Source organism: Enterococcus sp. C57, from assembly GCF_040887305.1.
In the GTDB taxonomy this organism is placed as follows: domain Bacteria; phylum Bacillota; class Bacilli; order Lactobacillales; family Enterococcaceae; genus Enterococcus_B; species Enterococcus_B hirae.
The window spans coordinates 270582-284688 of the sequence record NZ_JBFOFP010000004.1 but is presented as its reverse complement, the minus strand read 5'-3'; the positions used below and the strand labels follow the sequence as shown (position 1 = coordinate 284688).

Below are 14107 nucleotides of genomic sequence, written 5' to 3'. Positions count from 1 at the left end.
ATAAATCCCTTATGCTAAAAGCACAAGGGATAAAAAATCTTTTACACTTCATTCGTGTAAGGGTCCCATCAAAATTAAATTGATGCACCGAAAAATAGTATTATTTGTATACGGTTAATTCTTATTTACAAATTAATTGTATTTTCTAAATTCTTTTTTGTCAAGCCACTTATAAACCTTCTTGGCTTCTTCTATTTAATTCTTTTAATCTAAAATTTTCTTCTTGTAAGAGTTTGATTTGCTCATTCAACTTCTCCACATCTTCTTTAGCTTTTTGTTTACTTTCTGCTATATCCTCTTCCATCTGTTTCAATAAAAAAGGAGTAAGATACTGAGATATTTTTAAAGATATTTCGTCTAACTTTGCTCCATCAGATATCAGTCCGTGTCTTTTCAATATTCTACTACGACTTATATATCTTAGTTGGTCTATTCTAATAGTAGAGTTATACAATAAATTACCTTGATTGTTAGTTTTTTGTTTTATTTGTACTAACAATGGATTATTTATATCTTGATAATATCTAGGAGATGAGGTTATAGGAGCGACTACTAATCCTTTAATTCCAGCTTGTAACACTACAGCATTATGGTCAAAAGTTAATTCTTCCCCGAATCCTCCAAAAAAATCAACAAAAACTATTTGTCCTCTTTGAAATTTTTGTCGCTGAATACCTTTTAAAACGGGTATTCCTTGATGATTAATATAGTTTGAATATCCATAACACCATTTTATTCCATCTTTCATCTTCATATTTTCTACTTGCTTGGTCAATTTATAATGTCTGAAAGAGATATCGCTCATTAATTTTTTATCAGAACCTACTTTTAATTCTGCTTGGTATTGATTTGAAGCTACTTGTTTATAATACTGTCTATCCATAAACATATTCACAACCTTTTAATATCTTAATTAATATTTTGGGTTTCACATATGCAAGCCTGTTCTCTACATAGGCATACTCTTTTTCGAGAAATTTTCAAAAAATAACGGTATATTTTTTATTCAATCGCTTGTAAAATCCAGTCACTTAACTCCTGAATCTCCAATTTTTATCTTAGAATCTAATTATTTACACGATTTTCCGCCAGTCAATATTTCCATCTTATTTCTTTTATTCTTTACTTTGTATTGAAACTTTATAGATTGATTTCATAATTTACAATGTTTATTAACGATTCGTCAGTTGTATGTATTGGATTATTCTTGTTATACATCCATCCTTCACTTGAAAATTAGACCACACAGGAACGCTCTGCTTTATTTTTTCATCAATCCTCCCATTATTTAATAATTTTTTCGTATACTAAACATCTCTTTAGAAGCAATAAAACAAACAAACGTTCCTATAAATTTTATCATAAGAGCGCATTCATTTCTATGTTTAAATGTGAATAAATTATCAATCTACGGTTTAGTTAGAACTCTTTATTCTATGAGGTTGAGACAAAAGTGTTTAGCAACAAGAAATAAGAAGGAGATTCCGAGAATTGACAAGAAACACAAACACTAGCTTTTGCTGTTGATTGTTACTACTTGATGCTTCTCATATTTCCAGTAAATTTCGGACTTGTTTTTTGAAGATGCTACTTTTGTCTCACCGTGAACAAGAGGTCATGAAAAGAGCAACTTAACCTAGGTAATAAGGATGAAACTTACAGCTCCCTATCTTTTACGTTTCATCCTTATTGCCGAAGGTCAGCTCTTTGAACGCCATTTAGCAAGCGACTGTGAAAGAAACGACTAGCTCCTCTCTTATTGTTGAGGAGTTGTTTCTTGAACGCCGTTTATTCACTTTTAGAGCCACCAGAAGCGACTGAGGGGAGTTTTGGTTCAGTCTCCTGTCGTTAAAGATACTAAAGAAAAGATGACCTTCTATTTTTGAAAAAGTCTGGGTCAATTCTGTGACAAAAGAAAAACCCCGCTCGATAAAAGCGGGGTATACGTTGGTTTAACAACGTTTATTTGATTATTTAGCTAAAGCATCTTTAGCTTGGTCAGCTAATGCAGTAAATGCTGCTGCATCGTGGACAGCTAAGTCGGCTAACATTTTACGGTTGATGTCGATTTCAGCTAATTTCAAACCGTGCATCAATTTTGAGTAGCTCAAGCCATTCATACGTGCTGCTGCGTTGATACGAGCAATCCACAATTTACGGAAGTCGCGTTTCTTTTGACGACGATCGCGATATGCGTAGTTGTATGAATTCATTACTTGTTCTTTTGCTGTTTTAAATAAAGTGTGTTTTGAACCGTAGTAACCTTTTGCTAATTTTAGCATTCTTTTACGACGTTTACGAGTGACTGTTCCACCTTTAACACGTGCCATGTTTAATTCCTCCTAATAAAAATAAATCTTCAAATTTCGATCTTTTTGTTTTTTTTATTTCATTTTTGCTAGTTGTTGGCGAATACGTTTGAAGTCGCCACTAGAAACCATGCTTGCTTTACGCAATTGACGGCGTTGTTTTTTAGTTTTACCGTGGAAACGGTGACTTGTAAACGCGCGGAAACGTTTTAATCCGCCTTTACCAGTACGTTTGAAACGTTTTGCTGATCCGCGGTGTGTTTTTTGTTTTGGCATGACTATATTTCCTCCTCAAAATCTTTCGTTATCCGACTATCGACTGTCCAACAGTCAGTGAGTCATTCAAATTACTTACTGTCGTTTTTCGGTGCCAGCGTCAAGAACATGCTGCGTCCGTCCATTTTCGCTTTTTGCTCAACTGTCGCAATATCAGCAGTTTCTTCAGCTAAGCGATCCAAGACTTTTTGACCAATTTCTTTGTGGGTAATGGCACGGCCTTTGAAGCGGATAGAAGCTTTCACTTTATCGCCCTTCTCTAAGAACTTACGTGCATTACGAAGTTTTGTATTGAAGTCATTCACGTCAATTGTTGGACTTAAACGAACTTCTTTAACATTGATCACTTTTTGTTTTTTACGCGCCTCGCGGTCTTTCTTTTGTTGCTCGAAACGGTATTTTCCGTAGTCCATGATTCGCGCAACTGGTGGCTTCGCACTTGGGGCAACTAACACAAGATCTAAATTTGCTTGTTCTGCAATTTTCAATGCTTCTGCTTTTGTCTTAACTCCTAATTGCTCACCATCTGAACCGATCAATCGTAACTCACGTGCACGAATGCCGTCGTTAACCATCATATCCTTTGCTATGGTCATTCACCTCCAAATATTATGAGAGAAAGAAAAGCGTGCCGAATATTCGGCAATAAAAAAAACGAGTTCTCTTCCAGAACCCGCACGTACTTCACCTAATTCAATAGATGAAAACTATCTAGCCCAGTGACTGAATCAACTAAGGCGAGAAGCGGGTGCTTCTGCTTTTATTTCTCAACTTCAATAGTATAGCAAATCTATATTTTTTTGTCAATCTTTTTCACTAGAGACTCTCGAAACATTCCCTAATCAGTTAATTACTTTAGTTATATACTTGTCCAAATAAAAAACTTTTAGCTATCGAAACACACCCTTCATCAGACACTCAACTTTTTTGGTGACCGTCTTCCTTGAAACTACCGAATCCTACGCCACAATGCGATCAGCATCCAAACTGACAATATCAGACTGATGAATAAGGCGATCCCCCAACCAAAGACAGAATGTGTAAAAGGCAATTGTAGATTCATACCGAAAAAGCCTGTCACAATGGTAGGAACGGTCAGAATCAATGACCAGACTGTCAAAAATTTCATCGTGTCATTTAAGTTGTTGTTCAACAAATTATTATACGTTCCCGAAAGTTGATCAAGGATCTGGGAGGCCAAATTGGTCATTTCCACTGCCTGTTTTGCTTCAATCAATGCATCATCCAATTGTTCCTTCTCTTTTTCAGTGAGCTTTCGATAAATCGCTAATGCTTTGATTTGTTCTAATAATACGACATTTTGTTTTGTACCAGTCACTAGATAAACTAAACCAACTTCGAGGTCAGATAAAGCTAGTAAATTGCGGTTCGTAGTTTTTTCTCGCAACTTTTGGTTTAAGCGTTGTCGTTCACTATTCACTTCTTCGATCAACGGGAAGAAGGAATCTGAAATCAGAAAGAGCGTACGAAAAAGTAAACTGTATACATTTATCTCGGAATCCCGATCTAAGATTGAACGAATCAGGCGAATCACATATTCTGTATTTTGAGTCGTAAATGTAAATAGACCATTTTCTTTTAGAATAAATGCTACTGGACTTGTTTCATAGTGGTTTTCGATTTTTTGTTGATGAGGAACATTAGTGACCAAAAGTAAAATATCATCAAGAGTATCATATTCCACACGAGCTCGTTCATTTTTATCTAAAGAATAGGTAAGCATCTCATCACTAATGCCATACTCTTCCTTAAGATTTTTGATTCCCATTACATCATCTCTAGGCACATTCAGCCAAAAATTTTGATCAAAATTAAAAAAATGTTTTTCTCTCATACCGTCCCCTTCTTCCTGTGCTGATAGATTCATTAGGTATCTCACGACGATTCTTCTAAGTATTCTTGGCGAATTTACAAATCGTTAGCACTTCTGACCGCTGTCTCGCTTTTAAAAATAAATAAGCCGATGAAAAGCGAAAATAGCTCTCCTATTTTCAATTTCTTCGGCTTAGATATCGAAGTTAGATCCTGTCTTCTTTATACTATCATTTTTTATTGGACTCAAGAAACAAAGACTTCTTGACGAATTTCTGCTAACTTTGCTTCAATCATGTTCAGCACTTCTACTTTTGCTTGGGGATCTTCCACAAAATTGAATCGATCGCCATCAATTTGGATTTTGGGACTTTCATTGTACTCGTCATACCATTGATCATAGCGACGATTCAATTCTTTGTAATAATCATATAAGCTTGGATCGAAGGAAAGTTGTTCATATGATCGTCCTCTTTTTTCGATCCGTTCAAGCATCGTATCAAATGAAACACGAATATGAACCAATAAATCCGGATGTTTTTTATGTGCGGCATACGGCAACTCTTCCATCATATTTGCTAATAGCTCGTCATATACTCGAACTTCTGTTTCAGTTGCCCGACCCAAATCAGCATTCAAATGAAAAAGCAAAGAATCTTCATAGATCGAACGATCTAAAACATTGTTGTCTTCTTTCATTGCCTGCTTGATACTTTCAAAACGTTTATTCAAAAAATAGATTTGTAACAAAAACGCATACTGCTCAGGATTGGCATAAAATAAAGGCAATACCTCATTATCCTCGATTGACTCATAAAAAGCTCGACTTCCAAAGTGTTCAGCCATCATTTCTGTTAAACTTGATTTTCCAGCGCCAATGGTACCTGCTAAAACAATCACACTCATTAACCTCCAACTCACTTTATCACTAAATGTTGTGTCTTTTTCCAATTCTTTTTAAATATACCCCCAATATCTGGTGGTGTCAATTAGGAATAACAGGATATTTCCATTCATAAAATTCAATAAAATCTTAAGAAAAAAGAGGTTTTTCAACAGAAAACGTATTCTTTATTTTACTTCTGGGAAGGTTTTAGTAAAATAAAGATGAATTGTTTTTTGAACTTCTATGTTATACAATCTGTTCGTTAGCGCAAAGGATCCAAGGCGCTTTATTTTTTGCTCAAAAAAGTTATGGGAATAAAAGAAGGAGTTAGATTATGGCAAATTATGGCCAAGGGGAATCAAATGGTAAAATTATTCTGATGGGCGAACATGCAGTTGTCTACGGCGAACCGGCAATCGCTTTTCCTTTTCAGGCAGCAAAAGTAGTTGCTTCCTTGAATGAACACATCACTTCGTCAGGAGATCAGCTTGTTTCTTCCTACTATACAGGAATACTGCCTGATGCCCCACATTCGTTAAAAAACATCAAGCAGTTAGTATTCAACTTAAAAAAGGAACTGCAAATTGAGCAATCATTAGAGTTAACTATTCACAGCACTATCCCTGCCGAACGTGGAATGGGCTCAAGCGCTGCAGTAGCTACGGCAGTTACTCGTGCCTTTTACGATTATCTCGAACAACCACTTTCTCGCGAACAGCTCTTGACAAATGTCCAAATTTCAGAAAAAATTGCCCATGGTAATCCTAGCGGTATCGATGCTGCGGCAACAAGCAGTTTAGAACCAATCTACTTTGTGAAAGGACACCCGTTTGATTATTTCTCTTTAAATATCGACGCTTTTTTGATTGTCGCTGATACCGGAATCAAAGGTCAGACGCGAGCAGTGGTCAAAGACGTTGCTCATTTATTTGAAAAAGATCAGCAGAAAGTTGGACAAAAAATCCAACAACTAGGATACTTAACAAGGCAAGCAAAAAAAGCCATTGTTAAAAATAACCCCGAGCATTTAGCCCAAGCGATGAATGAAGCCCAACTAATTTTAAAAAATTTAACGATCAGCAACGATTTTCTTGATGTATTGATCGAAACCGCTAGAGATTCAGGCGCTTTGGGAGCAAAACTAACTGGTGGTGGTCGAGGTGGCTGCATGATTGCGCTAGCTCAAACAAAAACAAAAGCCCAAGAAATCAGCGAAGCCCTCTTACAAGCGGGAGCAGCTGCAACTTGGATTCAAGGATTAGGAGTACATACCTATGTTTAAAGGCAAAGCACGAGCATATACGAATATCGCCCTTATCAAGTACTGGGGTAAAAAAAATGAATCGTTAATTCTCCCGATGAATAACAGCTTATCACTCACATTAGATGCATTTTATACGGAAACTGAAGTCAGCTTTTCAGAAGCTTACACAGAAGACCAATTTTATTTAGATAATCAATTGCAAGATGAAAAAGCAACCAAAAAAATCAGTACTTTTTTGGATATTGTGAGAGAAAAAGCGGGTACCACGAAAAAAGCAAAAGTGATCAGCCAGAATTTCGTTCCGACTGCTGCGGGTTTAGCTTCTTCTGCCAGCGGCTTAGCGGCTTTAGCCGGAGCATGCAACGAGGCATTGAAATTAGGATTAGATGATCAAGCTTTATCAAGACTGGCTCGTAGAGGATCAGGTTCCGCTTGTCGGAGTATTTTTGGTGGATTTGTTGAATGGGAAAAAGGACACGATGATCAAAGCTCGTATGCTCATCCAATTTCCTCAGACGGTTTTGAAGATCACTTAGCGATGGTCTTTCTATTGTTGAATGAGCAAAAAAAAGATGTCTCAAGTCGTGATGGTATGCGCCGAACGGTTGAAACTTCAAGTTTTTATCAAGGATGGTTAGATTCTGTCGAAGCCGATCTTTATCAACTAAAACAAGCAATCAAAACTAAGAACTTTCAACTTCTAGGTGAAACTATGGAACAAAATGGGTTAAAAATGCATGGAACGACATTAGCTGCACGTCCGCCATTTACCTACTGGTCTCCTGATAGTTTAAAAGCCATGCAAGCGGTACGGGATTTAAGAAATCAGGGGATTCCTTGTTACTTTACTATGGATGCTGGCCCAAATGTGAAAGTGCTAGTTCAAAAAGACCATCTAGATAAGGTCAAAACAACATTTAGTGACTTATTTAGTAGCCAACAAGTCATTTCGGCTTTTGCAGGTCCAGGAATGACGATTATTGAATAAAGGGAGATTTTTATGATTGAAGTATCTGCACCAGGAAAACTTTATATTGCTGGAGAATACGCAGTTGTTGAAACCGGACATCCGGCTATCATCGTAGCCATTGATCAGTTTGTTACTGTAACAGTTGAAACCGCACGAAAAGTCGGCAGCATCCAATCTGAGCAATATAGTGGCATGCCGATTCGTTGGACTCGGCGTGATGGTGAACTTGTCTTGGATATTCGTGAAAATCCATTTCATTATATCCTTGCTGCCATTCGTTTGACTGAAAAATACGCACGAGAAAAAAATATTTTACTTTCTTTTTATGACCTAAAAGTGACAAGTGAATTGGATAGTTCTAACGGACGCAAATACGGTCTAGGCTCAAGTGGCGCCGTAACTGTCGCAACAGTCAAGGCATTGAATATGTTTTATGCGTTAAATCTTACACAGATTGAAATTTTCAAAATTGCTGCACTAGCAAATTTAACGGTTCAAGATAATGGCTCTTGTGGAGATATTGCAGCTAGTTGTTATGGTGGTTGGATTGCTTTTTCAACCTTTGATCACCAGTGGCTCCAAGAACAAGAAAAACAACATACAATCGTTGAACTCATCGAAATGGATTGGCCTGGTTTATCCATTGAGTCTCTTCCGACACCGAAAGATCTGCGTTTACTGATTGGTTGGACTGGCAGTCCTGCATCAACTTCTGATTTAGTCGATCAAGTCCATCGCTCACGTAAGGAAAAAATGGTAGCCTATCAAAAATTTTTACAAGATAGTACCTTATGCGTTCATGAAATGATTAAAGGATTCAAAGAAAATAACATTGATTTGATCCAAGCCATGATCAGGAAAAACCGACAACTACTCCATGAGCTATCGTCAATTACGGGCGTATTGATCGAAACCCCTGCTTTAAATAAATTATGTAGCTTAGCAGAAGAATACGAGGGCGCAGCAAAATCATCTGGAGCAGGTGGTGGCGATTGTGGTATCGTAATCGTGGATCAAAAATCCGGTATCTTGCCTTTGATGAGCGCTTGGGAATTAGCAGAAATTACACCCTTGCCATTACACGTCTATAGTAACCAACGAAAGGAAAAAGGATGAATCGAAAAGATGAACATGTCTCATTAGCTAAAGCTTTTCATAGTAAACAAAAAAATGAATTTGATACGGTTCGAATCGTTCATAACCCCTTACCTGAAGTTTCCATGTCAGAGATTGATCTACATACGACTGTTGCTGGCTTAACTTTAGACTATCCTTTATATATCAATGCTATGACTGGTGGAAGTGAAAAAACTAAAAAAATCAACCATGATCTAGCGATGATCGCAAAAGAAACAAATTTAATGATTGCCACGGGTTCAGTCAGTGCAGCTTTAAAAGATCCTGCTTTAAGCGATTCTTACACGATCATGCGTGACGTTTATCCAGAAGGAAAGATCCTTGCCAACGTAGGAGCCGGCACCTCTTTAGCACGAGCAAAAGAGGCGATTGAACTATTTCAAGCCGATGCTTTACAACTCCATCTCAATGCACCACAAGAATTGGTGATGCCTGAAGGGGATCGTGATTTTTCCAATTGGAAAAAATTGATCAAAGAAATCAGCGAAGGCATTTCGGTTCCTTTGATCGTGAAAGAAGTCGGTTTTGGTATGACCAGAGAAACGATTGATGAACTAGCCGAGTTGGGGGTTCAGACAATCGATATCAGTGGCCGAAGCGGAACCAGCTTCACTCAAATCGAAAATGCTCGTCGCAAAAAAAGAGAGTTAGATTATTTAGTCGATTGGGGACAATCAACGGTTACTTCTCTGCTAGAGGCAAACGAAGCCCAACACCAAGTAGAGATTCTTGCTTCTGGTGGTATTCGCAATGCCTTCGACCTCTTCAAAGCACTTTGTCTTGGTGCCAATGCAGTAGGCGTTTCTGGAACGATCTTAACGCATCTCATGACACACGGCGTGGCAGAAACGATCCAACTAGTCCAACAATGGCAAGCAGAACTTCAACGGCTATTGACCATGGTAGGAGCTAAAACTATCCAAGAACTTCATCACCAACCCTTGATTTTATCTGGAACTACTAAAGATTGGTGCGAAGCCCGAGGAATCCCTCTGACCAAATATGGCACACGAAAGAAATAAACAAATCGATTCAACTCAAAAAGGTTGTCCAATCATCGAAAAGATGAATGACGACCTTTTTTGTCTACAAAAATACAAAGTTTTCTTAAAATGAGATTTTCTTATGGCGTTGACTCTATTTTATCCTTCACCAATCGCCTCATACGTTTGTTCTAGTTTTCATGCGATAAATAATAGGATACCAACTCTTTTGCATCTGATAAACAAAAATAAAACCTATGTATCTTTGACAAACGGCTATAATTCCATTCCTGGCATCATTGGCGGAGCGCTAGGTTTTATTATACCCATCCCCTTCCCTATCTCAGGATTACTCGTTTCACATACTTTCCCTAGTTCTTTGCTTATTAGATCAGTCAATTGTTTTTTCCCCTGCTGTTTTTCCTGAACTGCTGTTTCACGCTTAAAGTTATCTGGATTGGTTAGTAGATAACTATAAATATCTCTCCAACTCATCTGAAGATCTCGTTCTATTTTTTTTCGTTTTTTATCCACTTTACCACCACTAAATAGATTGAGCGTTTTTCCGCCAGGGTTAATCCTGAATCGTATAATTTTTTCTAGCTGCATAGATCTTTTAAGATATAAACGTATTATGACATAATAGTCTATTTTATTTTGATTAAAACAAGGACTCTTTACATTCCCTAATTTTTTTAACGTTTGATCTAGCTCCTTAAGATTGTGGAGATTATTTTTTAATTGTTGCTTTCGTTGTTTTTCAGTCAATTCTTTAGTAACCAGTTTTAGTTCTTTTGTTGTTACTTTTTCTTTTGCTGCTATATTTTTTTCGGTTGCTGCTTCCTCTTCTGTTACTACATTATTTTTTGTTGCTGCTTCCTCTTTTAGTTTGTCATCCTCCGGTGTATTTTTTTCATCTGCGACAACTTTAGTGTTCACCACGTACTTTAATAAAGAATGATCGATCCATTTTTCACCTCTCCTACCAGTTAAATACTTCATTTCCTTCGTCAGTTTTTTTATCTCAGACTTGCAATTTTTGATTTCTTTTGCTATTTCGTTAAGCTCTTTTTTTTTGCTCTTGATCGTTTCACCATGTACTCGCTTGGTGCTTTTATATAATGCATTTTTTTTTGCTTTCACTGCGTTTTGAAGTTCCTGCTCACAATCTTCCTTTTTTTTAATTTGAGAATGCTTTTTCTTATACCAATCCTCTCTTTTCTTAGCCCGTTCTTCAATTTCTCTCTTTAGTTCATTTTTCAACTCTATGTATAGCTCAGTGCATTTGTGTACGTTTTCAAGTGGTTCTAAGTTTTCCCGCAATTTGACTTCTAATGAATCAACGATTGACATCAATTGTTCTTTTCCCATATTTTCTTGATTTTTTGTTTTCTCAAATAATGGTTTTGTCATCCTAACAACTTCCTTTCTTTTTTCATTTTTACTTATCTAAAGTAACATGGTTCATCGGTCTTGATAAAACTACTTTTTCTAAAAAAGCGAATTAATCGTTTTTTTCTAACAAAAGAAATTCCTACGCTAGTTCTAACGATATTGATCCCCTTTCCGACAAAAAAAGCCCCTCTTTCCAGATTATCTTTATCTGGAAAAGGGGCTTGATTAACTATACTTGTATTGAATTAACCATTATAAGCATCAATAATGATTTGTTTTAGCTCACTGATCAATGGCTCTTTTGGATTTGCTGTTGTACATTGATCTTCATAAGCAAGTTCTGCCATACGGTCAACCGTTGAATCTAAGGTCTCTTGTGTTACACCTTGCGCCTTCAAGCTCATATTGATTCCAACTGATTGTCCTAATTCATAAACTGCTGTTGCTAAAGCTTCAACTAATTCCGCTGTTGTTTGTCCTTTTAACCCTAAGAACTTAGCAATATCTGCATAGTCTGTATCTGCACGGAAGTAATCATATTTAGGGAACATTGCATGTTTTTGTGGATCTTTTGCATTATAGCGGATGATATGTGGTAATAAAATGGCATTTGTACGACCATGTGGGATACCATATTCTCCACCAATTTTATGCGCAACTGAGTGACAAATTCCTAAGAAGGCGTTCGCAAATGCCATCCCTGCCATTGTAGAAGCGTTGTGCATTTTTTCTCGTGATTCCATATCAGGAGTTTTCACTGATTTTTCTAGGTAATCGAAGACTAATTTGATTGCTTGTAAGCTCAAGCCTCTTGTATAATCAGAAGCCATAACAGAAACATAAGACTCAATCGCATGAGTTAATACGTCCATCCCTGTATCTGCCGTGACAGAAGCTGGTACTGACATGACAAATTGTGGGTCGACGATTGCTACATCTGGTGTTAATGCATAATCTGCCAATGGATATTTCACATGTGTATCACTATCTGTGATAACGGCAAAAGGTGTTACTTCAGAACCCGTTCCTGAAGTTGTCGGAATACACACAAATTGTGTTTTTTCTGGTTTATCGATCTTATATGTCCGTTTACGGATATCTAAGAATTTTTGTTTTGCTCCAAAGAATGAAGTATCTGGGTGTTCATAGAACATCCACATTCCTTTAGCAGCATCCATTGCAGAACCGCCACCTAATGCAATCACTGTGTCTGGTTTGAAATCAGCCATCAATTTCGTTCCTGCATAGACTGTGTTTGTTGAAGGATTTGGCTCAACTTCTGAGAAGACTTCGATTTTCACATCATTCTTACGTCTTGATAGTACTTCACGAACCGTATCACAGTAACCAAACTGCACCATACCAGGATCACAAACGATCATGACACGCTCTACGTTTTCCATTTTTTCTAAATAAAGCAAAGAGTTCTTTTCAAAGAAGATTTTTGGTGGTAATTTGAACCATTGCATATTATTTCTCCGTTTCGCTACAGTTTTGACATTGATCAAGTTGATGGCACTTACATTTCTAGAAACAGAATTTTTACCATATGAACCACAACCTAAAGTTAGTGAAGGGATCATTTCGTTGTAGATATTTCCGATTCCACCTTCTGCTGAAGGAGTATTTACTAAGATACGGCAAGCTTTCATCCGTAGACCAAACTTCACATGCAGCTCTTCATCCTCTGAGTGAATCACTGCAGTATGGCCTAATCCGCCTAAGTTCAACATTCCTTCGCATAATTCAAAGGCATGTTCTGTATTGTTTGCTTTAACCATTGCAAGTACTGGAGAAAGTTTTTCACGTGAAAGAGGGTAATCCGCTCCGACACCTTCTAATTCAGCTACTAACATTTTTGTCCCTTCTGGAACTTTGATGCCAGCTAGTTTTGCAATGTCCATTGCAGAATGTCCAACGATTGCTGGATTTACTGCGTATTTACCTTCATTCATCACTGCATCTTCTAATTTTGAAAGTTCAGCTGGTTTCACAAAATAGACTTGATGTGCTTGGAATTCTGCTTTAACTGCAGCATAGACTTCTTTGTCAACGATTACTGCTTGCTCAGAAGCACAAATCATTCCGTTATCGAACGTTTTAGAAACGATCAAGTCATTCACTGCTCGTTTGATTTTTGCTGTTTTTTCAATATATGCTGGTACATTACCTGGTCCAACACCTAAAGCTGGCTTTCCTGTTGAATAAGCAGATTTTACCATTCCTGCCCCACCAGTAGCTAAAACAATTGCGATCCCTGGATGATTCATCAACATTGAAGTCGCTTCAATCGATGGATGTTCAATCCATTGAATACAATTTTCAGGTGCGCCAGCTGCGATCGCTGCGTCACGAACGACACGTGCTGCTTCAGCAGAAGATTTTTGAGCACTTGGATGGAATGCAAAAACGATTGGGTTTCTTGTTTTCAACGCGATCATTGATTTAAAAATTGTCGTTGATGTTGGGTTAGTTGTTGGAGTTACCCCACAAACCACACCAACTGGTTCAGCAATTTCAATCAAGCCTTTTTGAACATCTTCATTGATGACACCAACTGTTTTATCGTGCTTGATGTTATTCCAAATATATTCAGAAGCATACATATTTTTGATCGCTTTATCTTCATAGATTCCACGACCAGTTTCTTCAACTGCCATTTTAGCTAACGGCATATGTTGATCTAATGCTGCCATTGCCATTTCATGCACAATATGATCTACTTTTTCTTGATCAAAGTTTTCCATCTCTTTTAATGCGACATTTGCTTTCGTTGCTAATTCATCAATCATTCCTTGAACATCAATAGTTTTTGGTTGTTCTTTCTCCATTACTTTAGCCATTGTCTTCCTCCTAATGGGTCATGGTTGTTTGTTAATTAATTCACATTCTCATCATACAACAAACCTTTTCAGATGTAAACCTTTATTGTGATTTTTTTCACAGTTTTTTAAATTTCGATTAATTCCTTTATTTATCAGTGTTTTTATTTATCATCCTAATTACCCAAAGTATTTTATCAAAAAAACCGTTTATTCAAAACTTAACAAAGTC

General features: G+C 37.1%; 12 protein-coding genes and 1 other annotated feature. Of the genes, 4 read left to right on the top strand and 8 right to left on the bottom strand.

The annotated features are described in order from the left end of the window. Window positions 1-169: 169 nt before the first annotated feature. The 6 genes from AB5M32_RS06945 to AB5M32_RS06920 form a co-directional block, all read right to left on the bottom strand. Window positions 170-883, bottom strand: a complete 714-nt coding sequence (locus tag AB5M32_RS06945) for a type II toxin-antitoxin system PemK/MazF family toxin (protein WP_178286916.1) — start codon at window positions 881-883, stop codon at window positions 170-172. Between the two features lie 1087 nt (window positions 884-1970). Beyond that, entirely contained in the window at window positions 1971-2330 is a 360-nt protein-coding gene (gene rplT / locus AB5M32_RS06940) for a 50S ribosomal protein L20 (protein WP_010720283.1), read from the bottom strand. Between the two features lie 54 nt (window positions 2331-2384). Then, window positions 2385-2585, bottom strand: coding sequence for a 50S ribosomal protein L35 (gene rpmI / locus AB5M32_RS06935; protein ID WP_002289309.1), 201 nt, complete (start codon window positions 2583-2585; stop codon window positions 2385-2387). 71 nt (window positions 2586-2656) lie between these two features. Continuing rightward, window positions 2657-3181 (bottom strand): translation initiation factor IF-3, encoded by a 525-nt coding sequence (gene infC / locus AB5M32_RS06930; RefSeq protein WP_010720284.1) that lies wholly within the window; start codon window positions 3179-3181, stop codon window positions 2657-2659. 44 nt (window positions 3182-3225) lie between these two features. Next, window positions 3226-3351, bottom strand: a sequence feature (ribosomal protein L20 leader region). A 183-nt stretch (window positions 3352-3534) separates the two neighbouring features. Further along, window positions 3535-4440: a magnesium transporter CorA family protein gene (locus AB5M32_RS06925; RefSeq protein WP_010736889.1), complete on the bottom strand. Its 906-nt coding sequence runs from the start codon at window positions 4438-4440 to the stop codon at window positions 3535-3537. A 224-nt stretch (window positions 4441-4664) separates the two neighbouring features. Further along, entirely contained in the window at window positions 4665-5324 is a 660-nt protein-coding gene (locus tag AB5M32_RS06920) for a deoxynucleoside kinase (RefSeq protein ID WP_025480266.1), read from the bottom strand. 314 nt (window positions 5325-5638) lie between these two features. Here AB5M32_RS06920 and mvk point away from each other — a divergent pair, with 314 nt between their 5' ends. Genes mvk through fni form a run of 4 tightly spaced genes read left to right on the top strand, consistent with a single transcriptional unit; the run spans window position 5639 to window position 9697 of the window. Then, window positions 5639-6586 (top strand): mevalonate kinase, encoded by a 948-nt coding sequence (mvk, locus tag AB5M32_RS06915; RefSeq protein WP_368024374.1) that lies wholly within the window; start codon window positions 5639-5641, stop codon window positions 6584-6586. Continuing rightward, window positions 6579-7556 carry a diphosphomevalonate decarboxylase gene (mvaD, locus tag AB5M32_RS06910; RefSeq protein ID WP_010736887.1) on the top strand — a complete coding sequence of 326 codons (978 nt, stop codon included), beginning with the start codon at window positions 6579-6581 and terminating at the stop codon, window positions 7554-7556. Before mvk ends, mvaD begins: the two co-directional genes overlap by 8 nt. A gap of 12 nt (window positions 7557-7568) precedes the next feature. Continuing rightward, window positions 7569-8654, top strand: coding sequence for a phosphomevalonate kinase (locus tag AB5M32_RS06905; RefSeq protein WP_010720289.1), 1086 nt, complete (start codon window positions 7569-7571; stop codon window positions 8652-8654). Further along, on the top strand, window positions 8651-9697 hold the full coding sequence (fni, locus tag AB5M32_RS06900; RefSeq protein WP_161652305.1) for a type 2 isopentenyl-diphosphate Delta-isomerase: 1047 nt from the start codon (window positions 8651-8653) through the stop codon (window positions 9695-9697). Before AB5M32_RS06905 ends, fni begins: the two co-directional genes overlap by 4 nt. Window positions 9698-9934: 237 nt before the next feature. Here the strand turns inward: fni and AB5M32_RS06895 are convergent, their stop codons facing one another. Together AB5M32_RS06895 and adhE are read right to left on the bottom strand one after the other, a co-directional pair. Continuing rightward, on the bottom strand, window positions 9935-11011 hold the full coding sequence (locus AB5M32_RS06895; protein ID WP_368024373.1) for a hypothetical protein: 1077 nt from the start codon (window positions 11009-11011) through the stop codon (window positions 9935-9937). Between the two features lie 287 nt (window positions 11012-11298). After that, the gene (adhE, locus tag AB5M32_RS06890) at window positions 11299-13896 is read right to left on the bottom strand and encodes a bifunctional acetaldehyde-CoA/alcohol dehydrogenase (RefSeq protein ID WP_010736883.1); all 2598 of its coding nucleotides are present in this window, start codon (window positions 13894-13896) and stop codon (window positions 11299-11301) included. Window positions 13897-14107 lie beyond the last annotated feature (211 nt).